The sequence below is a fragment of the Rathayibacter sp. VKM Ac-2926 genome (assembly GCF_022815565.1).
Taxonomy (GTDB): domain Bacteria; phylum Actinomycetota; class Actinomycetes; order Actinomycetales; family Microbacteriaceae; genus Rathayibacter; species Rathayibacter festucae.
This window is the reverse complement of record NZ_JALGRS010000010.1, coordinates 55,968-76,571: the sequence shown is the minus strand read 5'-3', so window position 1 is coordinate 76,571 and position 20,604 is coordinate 55,968. Positions and strand designations below refer to the sequence as shown.

Here is a 20,604-nt window from a genome sequence, read left to right as displayed (position 1 = left end):
GGGCTCAGGGTCGGGTCAGCCGAGCGCCGCGGTCAGGCGGAGCAGGGCGATCCGGCGGCTCGAGACGGGAGGGCCGCTGTCCAGTCGCTCGAGTACCCGCTCGAGCGAGACACCGGTGACGGCCGCCAGGCTGCGCAGGAGATCGTCGTCGCAGGTGCTGCGGGTGCGCGCCAGATCGATCAGGGTGCGCTCGGGGGTCGTGACGGAGCAGCCGCCGAGGAGCACGACGTCCTCGTCGGTGAGCCGGACCTCGTGGAAGCGCACCCGCGCGAGCATCGGCGGGTGCAGGCGGTTCCGTCGGTCGATGGAGGCGCTGTGCACCGGGGGAGCGGCGGGCATCGCGCCGTGCACCCAGGCCGCCGACAGCCGGTCCGCCACCGCTTTCGCCGGGACCACCGCCCGCAGCGCCGCGCCGCGCTCGGCCGGACCGACCGGCAGATCGGCGAGGAGGAAGCCCTCGTCGAGCGCGACGACCTCGCCGTCGAGACGGGCGGCGCAGAGCTCCGCGAGCGGCAGCTGCCCCGGGAGCAGCACGGAGGGGAGGAGGCGCGTCATCCGCCCATGCTGGCCGAGCCGCCGTCCCCGCGGGACACCCGGGACACATCTGTGGACGGATCCGCCCGAGCCAGCGCCGTGCGGTTCCCGCCGGCGACAGTCGGGTCTCGAGACGCCGCCTCCGGCGGCTACTCGACCAGCATGCTGGTCACGAGGGACGCGGGGTCCGGCCCCGTGGATCCGAGGTCCCCGCCCTCATGCTGATCGAGTAGCCCGCGCAGCGGGCGTATCGAGATCCACCTCGCTCGAGGAGTGGTTCTCGACACCCCGCCGCCGGCGGCCGGTCGACCAGCACGCGAGCCGGCCGGGATCAGCCCAGGGCGTCCAGCCACACCTTGCGGGCGTCGAGGGCCTCCTGCGCCTGGGCGATGGCGGCGCGGTCACCGCGGGCCTTCGCCTCGTCGAGCTCGTCCTGCAGCTTCTGGATCGCGGCGGTCAGCTGCGAGGCCAGGCCCTCCGAGCGCGCCTTGCGCTCGGGGTTGCTGCGGTTCCAGTGCTCCTCGTCGAGCTTGCGCACGTGCGCCTCGACCTTGCGGAGGCGGTCCTCGACGGTGCGCACCTGCTCGCGCGGCACGCGGCCGACGGCGTCCCAGCGCTCCTGCACGGAGAGCAGAACGCGCTTGGCCTTCTCGCGGTCCTGCTCCTGCAGGAGCGGCTCCGCCTCCTCGAGGAGGGCGAGCTTGAGGTCGAGGTTCTCGGTGTACTCGACGCTCTCCTGCGCGACGACCTCGGCCTTCGCGCCGTAGATCGCGTCGCCGGCGGCCTTGAAGCGCGCCCAGAGGGCGTCGTCGAACCGCTTGCCCGCGCGACCGGCCACTCGCCAGCGCTCGAGGAGGGCCCGGTACTCCGGGATCGCCTCGGCACCGCGCGAGACCAGGGCGTCGGCCTGATCGATCAGCGACTGCTTGGCCTGCTTGGCCTCGCGGTGCGCCGAGTCGAGGTCGGCGAAGAACGCCTTGCGGTTCTGCTCGATCGTCGTGCGCGCCCCGCGGAAGCGGCGCCACAGCTCGTTGGCGTCGTTCTTGGGGAGGCGCGGACCCTGCTGCTGGTGGCTCTGCCAGCGGGCGAAGAGGTCGTCGATCGCAGCGCTGGCCTGCTTCCACTGCGTCTTCGCCGGGTCGACGGCGGCCAGCGCCTCGGCCTCGGCGACGATCGCCTCGCGGTGCGCGATCGCGTCGCTGAGGGCGGCCTTCGTCTCGGCGGCCTGCTGCTCGGTCAGATCCTCGACGGAACCGCTGAGCGCGCTGACGCGGGCCTGCAGGGCGTTGAGGTCGCCGACGGCGTGCGCCTGCGAGATGGCCGCGGTGAGCGTCTGCACTCCGCGCGACACGTCGTTCGCCGGAGCGCCGCGCTTGGCCCGCTGCTCGAGCAGGGAGACCTGGCCGGCGAGCTCGGTGTACTTGCGCTCGTAGTAGGCGAGGGCCTCCTCGGGAGTCGCGTCGGGGTACTGGCCCACCTCGCGCTCCTCGTCGCCGACGCGGACGTAGACCGTGCCGTCGTCGGCCACGCGGCCCCACGGCTGCCGGGCGCCCGCCTGCGGGCGGGGAGCCGTCGGAACGGCGGGAGGCACCGCGCCCTCGGGAGTCGTCGCCTCCTCGGAGGTCGAGGCCTCGTCGGAGGTCACCGCCTCGTCGGAGGTCGCTGCCTCCTCGGGTGCCGCCACGTCGTCGGAGGTCGCCGCCTCGGCCGTCTCGGATCCGGGCGTCGCCGCCTCGGGGGAGCCCTCTCCCGTCTCGGGAGCGTCCGTCTCGGCCGGGGCGTCGGCGCCCTCGGGGGCGCCGGTGCTCTCGGGAGCGTCCGTCGTCTCGGAGGACGCGCTGTCGTCGGGTGACACGGTGCCGGGGGTGGACACGGTGTCGATGTCGCCGTCTGGAGTCAGCATCGGGTGCCGCCTTTCGCTGTCGTCCCGCCCCTCGGCCTCGGTGCTCGACAGCCGGAGGCCGACGACCGCGCTCAGCCGCGAACGGGCAGTGACGACAAGCCTATTGCACTCCTCGCGCCCCCGTTCGTCCGCGGTCCCGCGGGTCGCGCGCGCCGCTCGCCGGCGGCGCGCGAGGGCTACTGCAGCGAGATGCCGCCGATCGCGACCGGCTCGGCGGGAGCGCCGTCGCCGGAGCCGTCCGCAGTGCCCTTCGCGACCACGTCGGCGATCAGCGCATCGAGACCCGAGGTGACCTGCCCGACCACCGTGTAGCCGCCCGCCGCGTCCTCGGGGAGCTGGGTGTCCTGGTAGACGACGAAGAACTGGCTGCCCTGGCTGTAGCCGTTGCCGCCCTGGCGGGCCATGGCGATCGTGCCCGCGGGGTAGACGCCGTCCGCGGGCGCGTTCTCGACGGGTCCGTAGCTGTAGCCGGGGCCGCCGGTGCCGTCGCCGCTCGGGTCGCCGCACTGCAGGACGTAGAGGCCCTCGGTGGTGAGCCGGTGGCAGGAGACGCCGTCGTAGAAGCCCGACTGCGACAGGGAGAGGAAGGAGGAGACGGCCTGCGGGGCGGCGGCGCCGGCCAGGGTGATCCCCAGCTCGTCGCTGTTGATCGACATCGTGCCGGTCCAGTCGCGGCCCTCGGCGAGGTCGGCGGAGGGGACGTCACCGGTGTTCTGGCCGGTCGCCTCGGGGGTCGGCGTGGGGGTCACGCTCTCGGAGGAGGTCGGCTCGGCGACCGGGGTGCCCGGGCCGCCGGAGAAGTAGAGGAGCTGCGCGACGACCGCGAGGGCGATCACGACGACGCCCGCGACGGCCGCGATCACGTTGTCGCGGACCCGGCGCTTGGCGCGCGTGCGGTGCAGGGTCTGCCGCGCCTGGTAGGCCCTCAGTCGGGTGCGCGCCTCGCGATCGTTCGTCCTGCCCTGGGCCACGTGTTCCTCCGCCGTCGTGCGTCGCGCCTGCGTCCGGCGCGGCCCCGCGCGAGCGCGGAGCGCGTCGAGCCTACGAGAATCGCCGCGCCCTCGCCGGACGCCGCGGCGCCGGGTGCCGGGTGGGCGCCGGGGCCGACTGTCGGAGGCCGTCGTTACGCTGGTGCGATGACCATGCAGCAGGCCGGACTCCGCTCCGGGGCGACCCCGCTCGCCGTGCGCATGCGTCCCCGCAGCCTCGAGGAGGTCGCGGGGCAGCGGCACCTGCTGACGCCCGGTTCGCCGCTGGTGGCCCTCGCGGCCGACACCACGGGGGAGCGCGGCGCCGTCTCCGTCATCCTCTGGGGCCCGCCGGGCACCGGCAAGACGACGCTCGCCCAGGCCGTCGCGCACTCCAGCGGCCGGCGCTTCGTCGAGCTCTCCGCCGTCACGGCCGGCGTGAAGGACGTCCGCCAGGTGATGGAGGAGGCGCTCTCCACCCGCGACCTCTACGGCACGTCGACCGTCCTCTTCCTCGACGAGATCCACCGCTTCACCAAGGCGCAGCAGGACGCGCTGCTGCCCGGCGTCGAGAACGGCTGGGTGATCCTCATCGCGGCGACGACCGAGAACCCGTCCTTCTCGGTGATCGCCCCGCTGCTCTCGCGCTCCCTGCTGCTCACGCTGAACACCCTCGACGACGAGGACCTCGGGCTGCTCGTCGACCGGGCCCTGCACGACGAGCGCGGACTCCGCGACTCGGTGCGGCTCGACGACGAGGCCCGCGCGAGCATCGTCCGGCTGGCCTCCGGGGACGCCCGACGTGCGCTCACGGCGCTCGAGGCCGCCGCCACCTCCGCGAGGTCGGAGGCGCGCGAGGCGGATCGCGTCGCGCGGGCGACCGCGGTGGAGGGGGACGACGAGGACGACGACGAGGAGGAGCCCGCTGAGCCCGCCGAGGCGGAGGAGCCCGAGCTCCCGCTGATCACGGTGGAGGTGGTCGCCCGCGCCGTCGACCGCGCGCTGCTGCGCTACGACCGCAACGGCGACGAGCACTACGACGTCATCAGCGCGTTCATCAAGTCGATCCGCGGCTCGGACGTCGACGCGGCGCTGCACTACCTGGCCCGGATGATCGAGGCGGGGGAGGACCCGCGCTTCATCGCCCGCCGGATCATCGTCTCGGCCTCCGAGGACATCGGGATGGCCGACCCGCAGGCGCTCGTCGTCGCGATCGCCGCGGCCGACGCCGTCCAGTTCATCGGCATGCCGGAGGGGCGCATCCCGCTCGCGCAGGCCGTCGTCCACCTGGCCACCGCGCCCAAGTCGAACGCCTCCTACACGGCCATCGACAGGGCGATCGCCGATGTCCGCGCGGGCAAGGCCGGCCGGGTGCCGCCGCACCTGCGCGACGCGCACTATCCGGGCGCCAAGCGGCTCGGCCACGGCAAGGGCTACCGCTACCCGCACGACGCCGAGCTCGGCGTCCTCGAGCAGCAGTACCTGCCGGACGAGCTCCGCGGCGCGCGCTACTACGCGCCGACCGAGCACGGCAACGAGCGCGACGTGTCGGCCCGGCTGGCGAAGCTGCTCCGGATCATCCGAGGCCGCGGCTGACGGTCCGGGACGGCGGACCCGGAACCGCGCGTGACGCGGGCTCCCGCGCCTGGTAGTCTTGCGAGGTTGCCCACCGCTCTGTAGCCGAGCGGAGCAGCGCATCCCTCTGAATCGCGCAGTCCGCCACCGCGGTCACCCTGCCTCCCGCACCCGCGGGGGGACACGACCTCGGCGCCCGCCCTCCTCCCGGAGCCGGCGGACGAAGACTGCGACCGAACCTCTCAGACCCTGGAAGGACCACAGTGTCGACCACCTCACGTACCCGTTCGAAGACGCGCCTCTCGCGCGCCCTCGGCATCCCCCTGACCCCGAAGGCCGCCCGCTACCTCGAGAAGCGTCCCTACGCTCCCGGTGAGCACGGCCGCTCGAAGCGCAAGGCCGACTCCGACTACGCCGTCCGCCTGCGGGAGAAGCAGCGTCTGCGAGCCCAGTACGGCATCCGCGAGAAGCAGCTGCGCATCGCCTTCCAGGAGGCGCGCCGCACCCAGGGCCTGACCGGTGAGAACCTGGTCGAGCTCCTCGAGATGCGCCTCGACGCCCTCGTCCTGCGCTCGGGCTTCGCCCGCACCACCGCGCAGGCCCGCCAGTTCGTCACCCACCGCCACATCATGGTGGACGGCCAGACGGTCGACCGTCCCTCCTTCCGCGTGAAGCCGGGCCAGGTCATCCACGTCAAGACCCGCTCCGAGGGCACCGAGCCCTTCCAGGTCGCGGCCGCCGGCGGACACGTCGACGTCCTCCCCAAGACCCCGGGCTACCTCGAGGTCGAGATCGACAAGCTCCAGGCGACGCTCCTGCGCCGCCCGAAGCGCGCCGAGGTCCCCGTGACCTGCGAAGTCCAGCTCGTCGTCGAGTACTACGCGGCCCGCTAGTCAGCGCACCCCCGTTGGAAAGGCCCCGGCTCCTGCCGGGGCCTTTCCTCGTTCCCGGGCCTCGGCGAGCGACCGGCGGTCCGCAGTCGTGTCCTTCCGGCTCGTGATCCGTGCTCCGGCTCGCCGGATACGCCCGTTCCGGCGTGCCGGAGCTGATTCCCCGTGCCGGAGGTCAGCCGAACTCGGGTTCGGCTCGCGATCCGAGCTCGGGCTGGCGGGATCCGCGTGTTCCGGCGTGCCGGGGGTGGTTCCGCGTGCCGGAGGTGCGGCTGAGGCCGGGGGAGCCGGGGCCGCCGTGCGCCGTCGGTAGGCTGGGGTGCCGCATCCGGCGGCGCCGAAACGGAGGTCATCGTGTCCGGTGGAGACATCGCAGGGCTCATCGCCGCGGGGGTGTTCGCGATCCTGGTCGCGGTCGCCGCGATCCCGCTCTGGAAGCTCGGTCGGGTCTTCGACAGCACGAGCGAGGCCATCAAGCAGGCCAGCGACGGCCTGACCCCGATCCTCGACGAGTCGGCGTCGACGCTGCGCGAGGCGAACCAGCAGCTGGCCCGCGTCGACACCATCACGAAGGACGTGGCCGAGGTCACCGGCAACGTCAACGCGCTCGTCGCCCTGACCGCCGCGACGATCGGCGGACCGCTGATCAAGCTCGCCGGCTTCACCGCCGGAGTCCGCGCCGTCCTCGTCGCCGGCCGCACCGCCGACAAGGCGGGTGCCGCGGTCGGACGCGGCGCCGCGCGCCGCTCTCGGCGCACCCGCAGGTCGTCCTCCAGGTAGCCCCCTGCCCGCGCCCTACAATCGAGGGGGTCGCCGCGCCCTCGGGCCGGCTGCCGTGAGCAGGAAACGCTGTGGGAGGAATCGCTGTGAAGAACATCGTGCTGATCGTCATCGGGATCGGTCTCGGATTCGCGGTCGCGCACCAGGTCGCGCGCACCGAGGCGGGCGCCCGCCTCTTCGAGGACCTCAACCGCACGGCGAAGGAGCTCGGCGACGCCGTCTCCGAGGGCTACCACCAGCGCGAGGCCGAGCTCAAGGCCGCCATCGGCGAGGGCTGACGCCCTGCCCGTCCCGGCGCACCCGACAGACCCGCACCACCCGCTGAAACCGCACCACCCGACAGACACCCGCGTCGACCCGGTCGACCGAAACGTAACGGAACCCATGCAGACCGCAGACATCCGCAACCGCTGGCTCGACTTCTTCGGAAGCCGCGGGCACACCGTGGTCCCCTCCGCCTCCCTCGTCAGCGACGACCCGAGCCTCCTCTTCACCGTCGCCGGCATGGTGCCCTTCGTGCCCTACCTCACCGGGGTCGTCCCCGCGCCGTTCGACCGCGCGACGAGCGTGCAGAAGTGCATCCGCACGAACGACATCGAGGAGGTCGGCAAGACCCCTCGCCACGGCACGTTCTTCCAGATGAACGGCAACTTCTCCTTCGGCGACTACTTCAAGGAGGGGGCGATCGGCTACGCCTGGGAGCTCCTCACCGGCAGTGAGAGCGACGGCAACCTCGGCTTCGACGAGAAGGACCTCTGGGTCACCGTCTACAAGGACGACGACGAGGCCATCGCGCTCTGGAAGAAGATCGCCGGACTGCCCGACGAGCGGATCCAGCGCCTCGACAAGGACACCAACTACTGGTCCACCGGCCAGCCCGGCCCCGCCGGGCCCTGCTCGGAGATCTTCTTCGACCGCGGGCCCGCCTACGGCATCGACGGCGGCCCGGCCACCGACGACGACCGCTACGTCGAGATCTGGAACCTCGTCTTCATGCAGTACCTGCGCGGGCAGGGCACGAGCAAGGTCGACTTCGACATCCTCGGCGAGCTGCCGAGCAAGAACATCGACACCGGCATGGGTCTCGAGCGCGTCGCGTTCCTCAAGCAGGGCGTCGAGAACATGTACGAGATCGACCAGGTGCGCCCGGTGCTCGACCGCGCCGCCGAGCTCTCGGGCCGCCGCTACGGCGCCGTGCACGAGGACGACGTGCGGATGCGCGTCATCGCCGACCACGTCCGCTCCTCGCTGATGCTGCTCTCCGACGGCGTGACACCGTCCAACGAGGGCCGCGGCTACATCCTGCGCCGCCTGATGCGCCGCACCGTGCGGGCGATGCGCCTGCTCGGAGTCGACACCGCGACGTTCCCCGAGCTGTTCACCGCCTCGCGCGACGCGATGGCCTCGGCCTACCCCGAGGTCTCCACCGAGTTCGAGCGCCTCTCGACCAGCGCGTACGGCGAGGAGGAGGCGTTCCTGCGCACGCTCGCGGCCGGCACCGAGATCCTCGACCTCGCGGTGCTGAAGACCAAGAAGGCGGAAGCGGCGACCCTGCCCGGCGACACCGCCTTCCTCCTGCACGACACGTTCGGCTTCCCGATCGACCTGACCCTCGAGATCGCCGAGGAGTCGGGGCTCAGCGTCGACCGCGAGGCGTTCGACTCGCTGATGACGGCGCAGCGCACCCGCGCGAAGGCCGACGCGAAGTCGAAGAAGAACGCCCTGGCCGACCTCTCGGTCTACGCCGACTTCCGCGCCAAGGGCGAGACGCTCTTCACGGGCTACGACGTCCTCGACACGGAGTCCCGGATCCTCGGCCTCATCGTCGGCGGCCACGCGGTCCAGAAGGCGGTCGCCGGCGACATCGCCGAGGTGATCCTCGAGGCGACCTCGCTGTACGCGGAGTCGGGCGGCCAGGAGGCCGACGCCGGCCGCATCGTCGGCAACGGCTTCGACCTCGAGGTCCTCGACGTGCAGAAGCCGGTCAAGGGCCTGATCAGCCACAAGGTCCAGGTCGCCAGCGGCGAGGTCGGGCTCGGCGACGCCGCCACCTCCGTCGTCGACCGCGACTGGCGCCGCGGTGCGCGTCAGGCGCACTCCGGCACCCACCTCATCCACGCGGCGCTCCGCCAGGTCCTCGGCCCGCAGGCGCACCAGTCCGGCTCGTTCAACAAGGCCGGCTACCTGCGCCTCGACTTCTCCTGGAACCAGGCGCTCTCGCTCGAGACCCGCAGCGAGATCGAGGACATCGCCAACGGCGCGATCCGCGACAACCTCGAGGTCGTCACCCGCGAGCTCCCGCTCGACGAGGCCAAGGCGCTCGGCGCGATGGCGCTCTTCGGCGAGAAGTACGGCGAGGTCGTCCGCGTCGTCGACATCGGCGGCCCCTGGTCGCGCGAGCTGTGCGCCGGCACCCACGTGGGCACCTCCGCGGAGATCGGGCTGATCAGCCTGATCAGCGAGTCCTCGGTCGGCTCGACCAACCGACGCGTCGAGTCGCTCGTCGGCCGCGAGGCGCTGAGCGAGCTCGTCGCCGAGCGCGCCCTGGTCAGCACCATCTCGTCCTCGCTCAAGACCCCGCGCGAGCAGCTGCCCGACCGGATCGCCGAGCTCGTCGCGAGCCTCAAGGCCGCCGAGAAGCGGATCGCGACCTTCGAGGCCCGCGCCCTCGCCGAGCGGGTCCCCGCGATCGCCGCCACGAAGCGCTCGATCAACGGCGTCACGATCGTCGCCGAGAACGTCGGCACGGCCGGCTCCGGTGACGAGCTCCGCTCGCTCGTCATCTCGGTGCGCGAGCGCCTCGGCCAGGACGCGGCGGTCGTCGCCCTCGCGGCCGACGTCGCCGGCAAGCCCGCCGTGATCGTGGCGACCACCCCCGCCGCCCGCGAGCTCGGCCGGAAGGCGGGCGTTCTCGCCCGTCGCGCGGCCGGTGTCCTCGGCGGCGGCGGAGGCGGCAAGGACGACCTCGCCCAGGGCGGCGGCTCGGACGTGTCCGCCATCGGCGCGGCGCTCGACGCCGTCGTCGAGGAGGCGACGCGCTAGATGGAGAGGTTCGGCGTCCGGCTCGGCATCGATGTGGGCCGCTCCCGCATCGGTGTCGCGCGCTGCGACGCCGACGGCCTCCTCGCCGTGCCGGTGGAGACCGTCGCGCGCGTCGCGGAGGCGCCGGACGGCGCCGACGTCGCCCGGATCGCGGCCCTCGCCGCCGAGTTCGGCGCGTCGGCGATCGTCGTCGGCCTCCCGCTGTCGCTGTCGGGCGCCGAGACGGCCTCGACGGACGACGCCCGCGCCTTCGCGGCGCGTCTCGCCTCCGCCGTCCCGACCGCCCCGGTGCGGCTCGTGGACGAGCGGCTCTCGACGGTGAGCGCCCAGAGCGCACTGCACCGCTCGGGACGCAGCACCCGCGGCTCCCGCGCCGTGATCGACCAGGTCGCCGCCGTGGTGATCCTGCAGCACGCCATCGATTCCGAGCGCTCGTCCGGTACCCCCGCCGGATCCGCGCTCGAACCGAACGAAGGACGACCCAGCCGTGACCGACGTCCCCCCGAGCCGCCGCGCCGCCCGCGCCGCGGAGGCCGATCAGCAGAGTCAGCTCCCGCACGACCCGGAGCAGCACCCCGCTTCTGAGACGGAGCCGACGGCGCCCGACTCGATCGACCACCTGTTCGCCGGCCCCGAGGTCGGCGCCCCGCGCGACCGCGGAGAAGCCGTCGCCGCCGCGCACCCCGACGCCGCCCCCTCCACCCGCCGCCGCCGCGCGAAGCGCGAGAACAGGCCGCGACGCAGCCGTCGCGGGCTGATCGGCGGGCTCCTCGCCTTCGGCGTCTTCGTGGCCCTGGTCGCGATCGCGGTGACGATCTTCGTCGAGCCCGTCCGCGCGCTGTTCGCGGAGCCGGAGCCGACCGACTTCACCGGCACCGGCACCAGCGAGGTGGTCTTCACCATCCACCAGGGCGACGGCGGCAGCACCATCGCCGAGAACCTCGTCGCGGACGGCGTCATCAAGTCCTACACGCCGTTCTACGAGCTGCTCCTCGCGGAGAACCCCGAGCCCGTCTTCCAGCCCGGTGCCTACTCGCTGAAGGCGGAGATGAGCGCGAAGGCTGCGCTGTCGGCGCTGCTCGACTCCGACTCGACGCGGCTGGCGAACACCTTCGTCATCCCGGAGGGCACCTCGCTCAAGGGCGCGCTGCCGCTGATCGCGGACGGCTCGGGCGTCGCCCTCGCCGACCTCGAGGCCGCGGCCGCGGACTGGGGCTCCTACGGGCTCCCCGCCGAGGCGACGAGCCTCGAGGGCTTCCTCTTCCCGGCGACCTACGACATCGACCCGGGCACCTCGGCGCACGACATCCTGCAGACGCTCGTGAACCGGATGTACCAGTCGCTCGACGCGGCGGGCGTGCCGCTCGAGAACCGCTACCGGACCGTCGTCTTCGCCTCGCTCGTGCAGCGCGAGGCCCGCGTCGCGGACGACTTCCCGAAGGTCGCGCGGGTGTTCCAGAACCGCCTCGACCAGGGCTGGCGCCTGCAGTCGGACGCGACCGTCGCCTACGGCACCGGAGCCACCGACCGGGTGACCACGACCGACGCCGAGCGCAACGACGCGAGCAACGTCTACAACACCTACCAGCGCGACGGCCTGCCGCCCGCGCCGATCTCGAACCCGGGCGACGTCGCCATCCAGGCGGTGCTGCAGCCCGCGGACGGCACCTGGCTCTACTTCGTCACGGTGAACCTCGAGACCGGCGAGACGGTGTACTCGACCACCGATGCGGAGCACAACGCCGCGGTGGCGCAGTGGCAGGCGTGGATGCGGGACCACCCGGAGTACCAGTGACCGCGGAGCCGGCGCCGGGCGGGCGCCGACTGGCGGTCCTCGGCTCGCCGATCGCGCACTCGCGCTCGCCCGAGCTGCACGCGGCGGCCTACCGGGTGCTCGGGCTCGACTGGAGCTACACGGCGGTCGAGGCGACGGAGGCGACGCTCGCCGCCGTCGTCGCCGATCCGGTCGCGCTCTGGCACGGCCTGTCGCTGACGATGCCGCTCAAGCACGCGGTGCGGCCGCTGCTCGACGAGGAGGACCTGGTCGCGCGGGCGACCGGCGCCGTCAACACGGTGCTGCTCGATCGCTCCGCCGGCGCACCCCGCCTGCGCGGCTTCAACACCGACGTGGCCGGGATCGTCCGGGCGCTCGGCGAGGCGGGCGTGCACTCGGCCGAGCGGGTCGAGATCCTCGGGGGAGGGGCGACCGCCGCCTCCGCCCTCGCCGCGGCGGCCGAGCTGGGCGCGGCGCGGGTCACCGTCACACTCCGCTCGCCGGAGAAGGCCGCCCCGCTCGCCGCGATCGCGGAGGCGGTCGGCGTCGCCCTCGACGTCCGCCCGTTCTCCGACTGGGACGGTGCGGACGCGGCGCCGCTGCTCGTCTCGACGCTGCCGGGCGGCGCCTCCGCCGAGCTGGCCGTGCCGGATGCGGTGGTCGCGGCCTCGACGCTCTTCGACGTGGCCTACTCGCCCTGGCCGAGCCCGCTCGCGCTGCGCTGGGGCGCGGCCGGCTCGCCCGTGGTGTCGGGACTCGGCATGCTCCTGCACCAGGCGCTGCTGCAGGTGCGGGTGTTCGTCGGCGGCGATCCGGCCGTGCCGCTGCCGGACGAGGACGCCGTGCTCGCGGCGATGCGCGCGACGCTCCCGGCGGACTCCGCCGCCTGACTCCGCGGGCCGCCGGGCGCGAGCGCGGTCGGGCGCGTGTGCGAGAATCGGAGGATGCTCCGTTGGCTCACGGCCGGGGAATCCCACGGCCCCGAACTCGTCGCCGTCCTCGAAGGACTGCCGGCGGGTGTCCCCGTCTCCCTCGACGACGTCCGCGCCGACCTCGCCCGGCGCAAGCTCGGCTACGGTCGCGGCGCCCGGATGAAGTTCGAGCAGGACGAGCTGAACGTCTCGTCCGGCATCCGCCACGGCGGCACGACGGGCGGCCCGATCGCGCTGCGCATCGGCAACACCGAGTGGGCGCGCTGGGTCGACGTGATGGCGGCCGAGCCGCGCGATCCCGAGACGCTGCCCAAGGGCCGCGGCGCCGCGCTCACCCGCCCGCGCCCGGGTCACGCCGACCTGGTCGGCATGCAGAAGTACGGCTTCGAGGAGTCGCGCAACGTCCTCGAGCGCGCCTCGGCCCGCGAGACGGCCGCCCGCGTCGCGCTCGGCGCCGTCGCCCGCCGCTTCCTCGGCGAGCTCGGCATCACCCTCGTCAGCCACACCCTCGCCATCGGCCCGGTCCGCGTGCCGGAGGGCTCGGCCCTGCCGACCCCCGCCGACGTCGACGCGCTGGACGCCGATCCGCTGCGCTGCCACGACGCCGCGACCAGCGCCCTGATGGTGGCCGAGGTCGACCGCGCGCACGAGGACGGCGACACCCTCGGCGGCGTCGTCGAGGTCCTCGCCTACGATCTCCCGCCGGGACTCGGCTCCTACGTGCACTGGGACCGCCGGCTCGACGCGCAGCTGGCCGCCGCGCTGATGGGCATCCAGGCGATCAAGGGCGTCGAGGTCGGCGACGGCTTCCTGACCACCACCCGCCGCGGCTCCGAGGCGCACGACGAGCTCTTCGTCGCCGAGGGCGGCATCGGCCGCTCGAGCGACCGCGCCGGCGGCACCGAGGGCGGCATGAGCACGGGCACCGTCCTGCGGGTCCGCGCCGGCATGAAGCCGATCGCCACCGTCCCGCATGCGCTGCGCACGGTCGACGTCGCGACCGGCGAGGCCGCGGGCGCGCACCACCAGCGCTCCGACGTCTGCGCGGTGCCCGCCTCGGGCGTCGTCGCGGAGGCGATGGTCGCGCTGGTGCTCGCGAACGCCGTGCTGGAGAAGTTCGGCGGCGACAGCGTCACCGAGACCCGCCGCAATCTGCAGGGCTACCTCGACGCGATCCCGGAGGAGCTGCGCACCCTCGCCGCCAGCGATCCGGCGCTCGGTCTCGTCTGATGCCCGAGCACCTACCTGGGCGGGCCCGCTGATGGCGGGTCACGATACCGGCGCGGCCCGCGCCCGCGTCGTCCTGATCGGCCCGATGGGGGCCGGCAAGACGACGATCGGCAAGCGGGTCGCGAAAACCCTCGCGGCCGAGTTCGTCGACTCCGACGCCGAGTTCGTGCGCCGGCACGGACCGATCGCCGCCTACTTCGACCTCCACGGCGAGGCCTCCTTCCGCGTGGAGGAGCGCCGCGTCGTCGAGCAGGCCGTCCGGCGCGCCGTCGTGCTCAGCCTGGGCGGGGGAGCGGTGCTCGACGAGGGCACGCGTACCGACCTGGCCGGCGTCCCCGTCGTGCTGCTGACCACGACCGCCGAGGCCGTGCGCGACCGGCTCGGCTCCGGCCGCCCGCTGGTGCGCGGCGGCGTCGCGGACTGGACGCGCATCTTCGAGTCGCGACGTGCGGTCTACGAGTCGCTCGCCGACACCGTCGTCGACTCCTCGCGCCGCCCGATCACGACCCTGGCCGCCGAGGTGACCGCCTGGGTGCGCGAGCGCGAGGCGACCGTCGGCGAGCCCGCTGCCGGCACCACCGAGTCCACCGGCACCACCGAGTCCACCAGCACCACAGAACCGGCGGCCCCCACCGGCCGCCCGACCGGAAGAAGAGCATGAACGACGGCGCCACCGCCCTCACCGTCACCGGAGAGAACGGCTACGACATCACGGTCGGCCGCGGCCTCCTCGACGGCCTCGCCGACGCGATCGGCCCGCGAGCGGCCAAGGTGCTGATCGTGCACCCGCCGACCCTCGCGGTCCTCGCCGCCGAGATCCGGGAGAGCCTCCTCGACCGCTACGAGGTGCTGCTCGCCGAGGTGCCCGACGCCGAGGCCGCCAAGCGCGTCGAGGTCGCCGCCTTCTGCTGGCAGGTGATGGGGCAGTCCGACTTCACCCGGACCGACGCGGTCGTCGGCTTCGGCGGCGGCGCGATCACCGACCTGGCCGGCTTCGTCGCCGCGACCTGGCTCCGCGGGGTCGACCTCGTGCAGGTGCCGACCACGGTGCTCGGCATGGTCGACGCGGCCGTCGGCGGCAAGACCGGCATCAACACGGCCGAGGGCAAGAACCTCGTCGGCGCCTTCCACGCGCCGCGCGCCGTCGTCGCCGACCTCGACGTGCTGACGAGCCTGCCGCGCAACGAGATCCTGGCCGGCTTCGGCGAGATCGTGAAGTACGGCATGATCGCCGAGCCGCGCATCCTCGACATCATCGAGTCGGACGTGGACCTCGCGACCGACCCGACGTCGGAGGAGTTCCGCAGCCTGGTCGAGCTGTCGATCGGCATCAAGGCGCGCGTGGTGAGCGAGGACTTCACCGAGAAGGGCCTACGCGAGATCCTGAACTACGGGCACACCCTCGGCCACGCCGTCGAGCACGCCGAGCGCTACCAGTGGCGGCACGGCGCGGCGGTCTCGGTCGGCATGATGTTCGCGGCGGAGCTGTCCCGGCTCACCGGCTCGCTCAGCGACGCCGTCGTCGATCGCCAGCGCAGCGTCCTCGAGTCGCTGACGCTGCCGACGAGCTACCCGCTCGGCCGGTGGGAGACGCTGCTCGCGGCGATGCAGCGCGACAAGAAGTCGCGCGCGGGCATGCTCCGCTTCGTGGTGCTCGACGACCTCGCGCGCCCGAGCATCCTGCAGGGACCGGAGACGTCGCTGCTGTTCGCGGCCTACCAGGAGATCGGCGCGTAGCGGCACCTGGCGGTTCAGCCCCGCCGGTCGTCCGGCCCGCGGCCGCCGGTGAGCGCGGCCTCGCGGGCACGGGCGTGCTCCTCCGCGCTGATCGTTCCGGCGGCGCGCAGCCGGTCGAGCTCGGCCAGGCGATCGGTGAGCGAGGAGCCCTCCGGGCCGATGCCGTGGCGGAGGTAGCGGGCGGCCATGTCCGTCTGCATCGTGGTCGGGTCCATGCCAAGCTGCTTGGCGCGGCGGGCGTGGCGGACGATCAGGACGATGACCAGGACGAAGACGGCGACGATGACGATCGGGACGATCACGAAGACGGCGGAGTACCACGGCGGGATGATCATGTCCGGGACTGTCGGAGCGAAGAAGTCCGAGCGGGCCGCCGCGGAGACGATCCCGGAGTGAGCGGTGCTGAGGGTCATGCGATCTCCTCGGTCGTGGGCGTCCCTCCAGTCTGCTTCGGGTGCTCCGACGACGCATCGTCCGGCCGGGGGAGCCGCCCGGCCGCTCGCGGGCCGGACCGACTACACTCGATGGGTTGGCCGGATCGGCCGATCAGCAGACTTCCACGAAACGGATCCCCCTTCGCATGGCCTCTACCACCGACATCAAGAACGGCACCGTCCTCAGCATCGACGGTCAGCTCTGGAACGTCATCGACTTCCAGCACGTGAAGCCGGGCAAGGGCGGCGCGTTCGTGCGCACCAAGATGAAGAACGTGCTGACGGGCAAGGTCGTCGACAAGACCTTCAACGCCGGCGCCAAGATCGACACGGCCAACGTCGACCGTCGCGACTTCCAGTACCTCTACCGCGACGGCGCGGACTTCGTCTTCATGGACACCTCGGACTACGACCAGATCACGGTCCCCGAGGCCGTCGTCGGCGACGCCGCGAACTTCATGCTCGAGAACCAGAACCTCACCCTCGCCCTGCACGACGGTGACCCGCTCTACGTCGAGCTCCCCGCCTCCGTCGTGCTCGAGATCACCTACACCGAGCCGGGCCTGCAGGGCGACCGCTCGACCGGCGGCACCAAGCCCGCGACCGTCGAGACCGGCTACCAGATCCAGGTCCCGCTCTTCCTCGAGCAGGGCACCAAGGTCAAGGTCGACACCCGCACGGGCGACTACCTCGGCCGCGTCAGCTGAGCCGGGCCTTCTGTGAGCGCTCGGACGAAGGCGCGCAAGCGCGCCCTCGACATCATCTACAACGCCGACGTGCGGCAGATCTCCTTCTCGGAGTCGCTGCGCTCCGAGGCGGAGCGCGCGGCCAACGAGCCGGCGCGTGAGGCCTCCTGGCTGTACGCCCGCGAGATCGTCGACGGCGTCATCGACAACGCCGACGAGATCGACGCGCTGATCGCGCAGCTCGCCAAGGGCTGGACGCTGTCGCGCATGCCGCTGGTCGACCGCGCGATCCTCCGCATCGGCGTGTGGGAGATCCTGCACAACGACGCGGTCCCGGACGGCGTCGCGATCTCCGAGGCCGTCGAGGCGGCGACCGTGCTGTCCACCGACGACTCGGCCGGCTTCATCAACGGCCTGCTCGCCTCCGTCGCCGAGTCGCACGCGACGGCCTGACTCGGGGTCCCCCTTCTCGCTGATCGAGTAGCCCGCGGAGCGGGTGTATCGAGATCCACCGTCGCCGAGGGGTGCGGCTGCAGACCGGCGTTCTGATGACGGTGGGTCTCGATACGCCGTTCTGCGAACGGCTACTCGACCAGCATGCTCGGGGCGGGCGCGGCGCCCTGCGCCGCTCCGCGTCCGCGGCAGGCGGACCCCTATACTCGGGGAGGCATTTCCTTTAAGGCCGTCCAGAGAGACGGGGAAGGAGGTCGGTGTGACGGCACGAATCGTGCTCAGCAGCGCTGACATCACGCGCGCTCTCACGCGCATCGCTCACGAGATCCTCGAGTCGAATCGCGGCTCGGAGTCGCTGGTGATCCTCGGGATCCCGACCCGCGGAGTCGCGCTCGCGCGGCGCATCGCCGACACGATCGCAAGGATCGAGCCCGGGGCCGACCCGGTGTTCTCCGGCTCGCTCGACGTGACGATGTACCGCGACGATCTCGCCCACCACCCGACGCGGACGCCCGCGCGCACCGCCGTCCCGGCGAGCATCGACGGCCGCACCGTCGTCCTGGTCGACGACGTGCTCTTCTCCGGCCGCACCATCCGCGCGGCCCTCGACGCGCTCAGCGACATCGGCCGCCCGCGCGCCGTCCGTCTCGCCGCCCTGGTCGACCGCGGTCACCGCGAGCTGCCGATCCGCGCGGACTTCGTCGGCAAGAACCTGCCCAGCAGCCTCAGCGAGCGGATCAACGTCCGCCTGGTCGAGACCGACGGCGAGGACCTCGTCGCGATCGAGTCCGCACCGGACGGGGGCACCCGATGAGGCACCTGCTGTCCACCCGCGACCTCGACCGCGCCACCGCGATCGGCCTCCTCGACATCGCCGAGGACATGTCGGACGTGCAGAACCGCGAGGTCAAGAAGCTGCCGACCCTGCGCGGGAAGACCGTGGTCAACCTCTTCTTCGAGGACTCCACCCGCACCCGCATCTCGTTCGAGGCCGCGGCGAAGCGGCTCTCGGCCGACGTCATCAACTTCAGCGCCAAGGGCTCCAGCGTCTCCAAGGGCGAGAGCCTCAAGGACACCGCGCAGACCCTCGCGGCGATGGGCGCGGACGGCGTCGTCATCCGCCACCACGCCTCCGGAGCGCCGGCGGTGCTCGCGGCCAGCGGCTGGATTGACGCCGCCATCCTCAACGCCGGCGACGGCACCCACGAGCACCCCACCCAGGCGCTGCTCGACGCCTTCACCATCCGCCGCCGGCTGCACGGCGCCGCCGCCTCCCGCGGCAAGAGCCTCGACGGCGTCGCCGTCACGATCGTCGGCGACATCCTGCACTCGCGGGTCGCCCGCTCGAACGTCTGGCTGCTGACCGCGCTCGGCGCGGAGGTCACCCTCGTCGCCCCGCCCACGCTCGTCCCCGTCGACACGCTCGACTGGCCGGCGACGATCCGCTTCGACCTCGACGACGCGATCGACTCCGGACTGCCCGACGTGGTGATGCTGCTGCGCATCCAGCTCGAGCGGATGTCGAGCGGGTTCTTCCCCAACGGCCGCGAGTACGCGCGGATCTGGGGCCTGGACGACGAGCGGCTCGCCCGCCTCGGCCCGGATACCATCGTGATGCACCCCGGACCCATGAACAGGGGCGTCGAGATCTCCTCGGCCGCCGCCGATTCGAGCCGCTCCACGGTGCTCGAGCAGGTCGCGAACGGGGTGTCCGTGCGGATGGCGGCGATGTACCTGCTGCTGTCCGGTGAAAGGGAGGTCCTGTGATGACCGGTACGAGGATCCTCCTCTCGGGAGCGACGCTCGCCGACGAGACGACGGCCGACGTCCTGATCGACGGCGGGACGATCGTCGAGATCGGCACCGACGTCGACTCGAGCGGCGCGCGCGTGATCGACGCCGACGGGCTCCTGGCGCTGCCGGGTCTCGTCGACCTGCACACCCACCTCCGCGAGCCCGGCTTCGAGCAGAGCGAGACCGTGCTGACCGGCACCCGTGCCGCCGCGGCGGGCGGCTTCACCGCGGTCTTCGCCATGGCCAATACCTCGCCGGTGCAGGACACCGCCGGCGTCGTCGAGCAGGTCCAGAGCTTGGGCGAGGACGCGGGCTACGCGACGGTCCGCCCGATCGGCGCCGTCACCGTCGGCCTCGCGGGGGAGTCGCTCGCCGAGCTCGGCGCGATGGCCCGCAGCCGCGCCGCCGTCCGCGTGTTCTCGGACGACGGCAAGTGCGTCTCGGACGCGCTGCTGATGCGCCGCGCGCTCGAGTACGTGAAGGCCTTCGACGGGGTCGTCGCCCAGCACGCGCAGGAGCCGCGGCTCACCGTCGGCGCGCAGATGAACGAGGGCGCCGTCTCCAGCGCCCTCGGACTGCAGGGCTGGCCGGCCGTGGCGGAGGAGGCGATCATCGCCCGCGACGTCCTGCTGGCCGAGCACGTCGGCTCTCGGCTGCACGTCTGCCACGTCTCGACCGCCGGCTCCGTCGACGTGATCCGCTGGGCCAAGGCCCGCGGCATCGACGTCACGGCCGAGGTCACCCCGCACCACCTGCTGCTCTCCGAGCAGCTGATCGCGGGGGTCGACGGCGCCCCGGGCTACGACGCCCGCTACAAGGTCAACCCGCCGCTGCGCCGCGACGAGGACGTGCTCGCCCTCCGCGAGGCCCTCGCCGACGGCACCATCGACATCGTCGCCACCGACCACGCCCCGCACCCGGTCGAGGCGAAGGACTGCGAGTGGGACGCCGCCGCCTTCGGCATGGTCGGCCTCGAGAGCGCCCTGAGCGTCGTGCACGCCGCGGTCGTCGAGGACGGCCGGCTGAGCTGGTCCGACGTCGCCCGCGTGCTCTCCTCCGCCCCCGCGCGGATCGGCCGGCTCGACGGCTACCAGCACGGCCTCGCCGTCGGCGCCTCGGCCAACGTCGTCCTCTACGATCCCGAGGTCCGCCGCCGCTTCTCCACCGGCGACCTGCGCGGGCGCAGCACCAACTCGCCCTATCTCGGCCGGGAGCTGCCGGGCCGCGTCGTCGCGACGCTGCACCGCGGCGTCCCGACCGTCCTCGACGGCGAGCTCGTCGACGCGGCGACCGTCGCCGCGGCAGCGAGGGGCGCCCGTGGATAGGACCGCCATCGCGATCGTCATCGCAGCGGCCGTCGCCCTCGTCTTCATCGGGATGGCGCTGTCCTGGCGCGCACGCCGGCGACGCTCGGCCGCGCTCGCCCCCGAGCCCGTGCCCGCCGCGTCGCTCGGCGCCGAGCGCGAGGCGGTCGAGCTGCCCTACGTCGCGACCACCCGCTTCGAGCAGCCGCTCGAGCGCGTGGTGCTGCCGGGCCTCGGCTTCCGCGGCAGGGCTACGCTCCGCCTGCACGAGCGCGGCGTGGTGATCGCCCCGGTCGGCGAGCGCGAGACCGTGATCCCCGCGGCGCTCCTCCGCGGCGCGGGCGAGGGCTCCTACGCCATCGACCGCGCCGTCGAGGAGGGCGGGCTGCTCGTGCTCTCCTGGTCGCCGCGCGGCGAGGAGATCGTGGACAGCTACCTCCGCGTCGCCGATCCCGCGCTCCGACGACGACTGGTCGACGAGCTCCAGCGGCTCGCCGGCCCCGATTCCTCCCCCTCCCACCCCGGGACCGCCGACGGCGGCTCCGACTCGATCCAGAAGGGCTCCTAG

21 protein-coding genes are annotated in these 20,604 nt (G+C 73.1%); 17 read left to right on the top strand and 4 right to left on the bottom strand.

From position 1 onward, the window contains the following. Window positions 1-15 precede the first annotated feature (15 nt). The 3 genes from MT351_RS14400 to MT351_RS14390 form a co-directional block, all read right to left on the bottom strand. Window positions 16-555: a type IV toxin-antitoxin system AbiEi family antitoxin gene (locus MT351_RS14400; protein ID WP_243582496.1), complete on the bottom strand. Its 540-nt coding sequence runs from the start codon at window positions 553-555 to the stop codon at window positions 16-18. Window positions 556-865: 310 nt separating this feature from the next. Further along, window positions 866-2,437 (bottom strand): DUF349 domain-containing protein, encoded by a 1,572-nt coding sequence (locus MT351_RS14395; protein ID WP_308197761.1) that lies wholly within the window; start codon window positions 2,435-2,437, stop codon window positions 866-868. A gap of 176 nt (window positions 2,438-2,613) precedes the next feature. Next, on the bottom strand, window positions 2,614-3,408 hold the full coding sequence (locus tag MT351_RS14390; RefSeq protein WP_243582494.1) for a peptidylprolyl isomerase: 795 nt from the start codon (window positions 3,406-3,408) through the stop codon (window positions 2,614-2,616). Between the two features lie 165 nt (window positions 3,409-3,573). On the opposite strand from MT351_RS14390, the gene MT351_RS14385 reads away from it, so the two are divergent. The 11 genes from MT351_RS14385 (at window position 3,574) to aroB (ending at window position 15,365) form a co-directional block, all read left to right on the top strand. Beyond that, window positions 3,574-5,001, top strand: a complete 1,428-nt coding sequence (locus MT351_RS14385) for a replication-associated recombination protein A (protein WP_243582492.1) — start codon at window positions 3,574-3,576, stop codon at window positions 4,999-5,001. Window positions 5,002-5,243: 242 nt separating this feature from the next. Further along, window positions 5,244-5,873 (top strand): 30S ribosomal protein S4, encoded by a 630-nt coding sequence (gene rpsD, locus MT351_RS14380; RefSeq protein ID WP_123446206.1) that lies wholly within the window; start codon window positions 5,244-5,246, stop codon window positions 5,871-5,873. 351 nt (window positions 5,874-6,224) lie between these two features. After that, window positions 6,225-6,650 carry a DUF948 domain-containing protein gene (locus MT351_RS14375; protein WP_123446207.1) on the top strand — a complete coding sequence of 142 codons (426 nt, stop codon included), beginning with the start codon at window positions 6,225-6,227 and terminating at the stop codon, window positions 6,648-6,650. A gap of 86 nt (window positions 6,651-6,736) precedes the next feature. Next, on the top strand, window positions 6,737-6,928 hold the full coding sequence (locus tag MT351_RS14370; protein ID WP_123446208.1) for a hypothetical protein: 192 nt from the start codon (window positions 6,737-6,739) through the stop codon (window positions 6,926-6,928). Window positions 6,929-7,034: 106 nt separating this feature from the next. Continuing rightward, complete coding sequence (gene alaS, locus MT351_RS14365; RefSeq protein WP_243582491.1) at window positions 7,035-9,692, top strand: alanine--tRNA ligase; 2,658 nt, start codon at window positions 7,035-7,037, stop codon at window positions 9,690-9,692. Further along, complete coding sequence (gene ruvX / locus MT351_RS14360) at window positions 9,693-10,277, top strand: Holliday junction resolvase RuvX (RefSeq protein WP_123704408.1); 585 nt, start codon at window positions 9,693-9,695, stop codon at window positions 10,275-10,277. Continuing rightward, window positions 10,180-11,487, top strand: coding sequence for an endolytic transglycosylase MltG (gene mltG / locus MT351_RS14355; protein ID WP_243582490.1), 1,308 nt, complete (start codon window positions 10,180-10,182; stop codon window positions 11,485-11,487). The genes ruvX and mltG overlap by 98 nt, the downstream gene beginning before the upstream one ends. Then, the gene (locus tag MT351_RS14350; protein ID WP_243582488.1) at window positions 11,484-12,356 is read left to right on the top strand and encodes a shikimate dehydrogenase; all 873 of its coding nucleotides are present in this window, start codon (window positions 11,484-11,486) and stop codon (window positions 12,354-12,356) included. Before mltG ends, MT351_RS14350 begins: the two co-directional genes overlap by 4 nt. Window positions 12,357-12,410: 54 nt before the next feature. Then, window positions 12,411-13,628, top strand: a complete 1,218-nt coding sequence (aroC, locus tag MT351_RS14345) for a chorismate synthase (RefSeq protein WP_123735836.1) — start codon at window positions 12,411-12,413, stop codon at window positions 13,626-13,628. A gap of 31 nt (window positions 13,629-13,659) precedes the next feature. Then, a complete protein-coding gene (locus tag MT351_RS14340; protein WP_243582486.1) occupies window positions 13,660-14,289 on the top strand; it encodes a shikimate kinase in 630 nt (209 codons plus the stop codon). After that, window positions 14,286-15,365, top strand: a complete 1,080-nt coding sequence (aroB, locus tag MT351_RS14335) for a 3-dehydroquinate synthase (protein ID WP_123446214.1) — start codon at window positions 14,286-14,288, stop codon at window positions 15,363-15,365. The genes MT351_RS14340 and aroB overlap by 4 nt, the downstream gene beginning before the upstream one ends. A gap of 14 nt (window positions 15,366-15,379) precedes the next feature. On the opposite strand, the gene MT351_RS14330 is transcribed toward aroB, so the two are convergent. Further along, the gene (locus MT351_RS14330; protein WP_243582484.1) at window positions 15,380-15,778 is read right to left on the bottom strand and encodes a hypothetical protein; all 399 of its coding nucleotides are present in this window, start codon (window positions 15,776-15,778) and stop codon (window positions 15,380-15,382) included. Window positions 15,779-15,945: 167 nt separating this feature from the next. Between MT351_RS14330 and efp the strand changes: the two genes are divergently transcribed. From efp to MT351_RS14300, 6 genes are all read left to right on the top strand, one after another. Continuing rightward, on the top strand, window positions 15,946-16,506 hold the full coding sequence (gene efp, locus MT351_RS14325) for an elongation factor P (protein ID WP_123446216.1): 561 nt from the start codon (window positions 15,946-15,948) through the stop codon (window positions 16,504-16,506). A gap of 12 nt (window positions 16,507-16,518) precedes the next feature. Beyond that, on the top strand, window positions 16,519-16,938 hold the full coding sequence (gene nusB, locus MT351_RS14320; protein WP_123735832.1) for a transcription antitermination factor NusB: 420 nt from the start codon (window positions 16,519-16,521) through the stop codon (window positions 16,936-16,938). Between the two features lie 259 nt (window positions 16,939-17,197). Continuing rightward, the gene (gene pyrR, locus MT351_RS14315; RefSeq protein WP_243582483.1) at window positions 17,198-17,752 is read left to right on the top strand and encodes a bifunctional pyr operon transcriptional regulator/uracil phosphoribosyltransferase PyrR; all 555 of its coding nucleotides are present in this window, start codon (window positions 17,198-17,200) and stop codon (window positions 17,750-17,752) included. Then, on the top strand, window positions 17,749-18,705 hold the full coding sequence (locus MT351_RS14310) for an aspartate carbamoyltransferase catalytic subunit (protein WP_243582482.1): 957 nt from the start codon (window positions 17,749-17,751) through the stop codon (window positions 18,703-18,705). The genes pyrR and MT351_RS14310 overlap by 4 nt, the downstream gene beginning before the upstream one ends. Beyond that, window positions 18,705-20,057 (top strand): dihydroorotase, encoded by a 1,353-nt coding sequence (locus tag MT351_RS14305; protein ID WP_243582481.1) that lies wholly within the window; start codon window positions 18,705-18,707, stop codon window positions 20,055-20,057. Before MT351_RS14310 ends, MT351_RS14305 begins: the two co-directional genes overlap by 1 nt. Next, a complete protein-coding gene (locus tag MT351_RS14300) occupies window positions 20,050-20,604 on the top strand; it encodes a hypothetical protein (protein ID WP_123735830.1) in 555 nt (184 codons plus the stop codon). Before MT351_RS14305 ends, MT351_RS14300 begins: the two co-directional genes overlap by 8 nt.

Bases quoted from the DNA above. Each gene is read 5' to 3' on its own strand.
- MT351_RS14305 (WP_243582481.1), top strand. From the start codon at position 18,705: ATGACCGGTACGAGGATCCTCCTCTCGGGAGCGACGCTCGCCGACGAG.
- aroB (WP_123446214.1), top strand. From the start codon at position 14,286: ATGAACGACGGCGCCACCGCCCTCACCGTCACCGGAGAGAACGGCTAC.
- efp (WP_123446216.1), top strand. From the start codon at position 15,946: ATGGCCTCTACCACCGACATCAAGAACGGCACCGTCCTCAGCATCGAC.
- MT351_RS14395 (WP_308197761.1), bottom strand. From the start codon at position 2,437: ATGCTGACTCCAGACGGCGACATCGACACCGTGTCCACCCCCGGCACC.
- ruvX (WP_123704408.1), top strand. From the start codon at position 9,693: ATGGAGAGGTTCGGCGTCCGGCTCGGCATCGATGTGGGCCGCTCCCGC.
- MT351_RS14340 (WP_243582486.1), top strand. From the start codon at position 13,660: ATGGCGGGTCACGATACCGGCGCGGCCCGCGCCCGCGTCGTCCTGATC.
- MT351_RS14310 (WP_243582482.1), top strand. From the start codon at position 17,749: ATGAGGCACCTGCTGTCCACCCGCGACCTCGACCGCGCCACCGCGATC.
- MT351_RS14400 (WP_243582496.1), bottom strand. From the start codon at position 555: ATGACGCGCCTCCTCCCCTCCGTGCTGCTCCCGGGGCAGCTGCCGCTC.
- alaS (WP_243582491.1), top strand. From the start codon at position 7,035: ATGCAGACCGCAGACATCCGCAACCGCTGGCTCGACTTCTTCGGAAGC.
- MT351_RS14385 (WP_243582492.1), top strand. From the start codon at position 3,574: ATGACCATGCAGCAGGCCGGACTCCGCTCCGGGGCGACCCCGCTCGCC.
- MT351_RS14330 (WP_243582484.1), bottom strand. From the start codon at position 15,778: ATGACCCTCAGCACCGCTCACTCCGGGATCGTCTCCGCGGCGGCCCGC.
- aroC (WP_123735836.1), top strand. From the start codon at position 12,411: ATGCTCCGTTGGCTCACGGCCGGGGAATCCCACGGCCCCGAACTCGTC.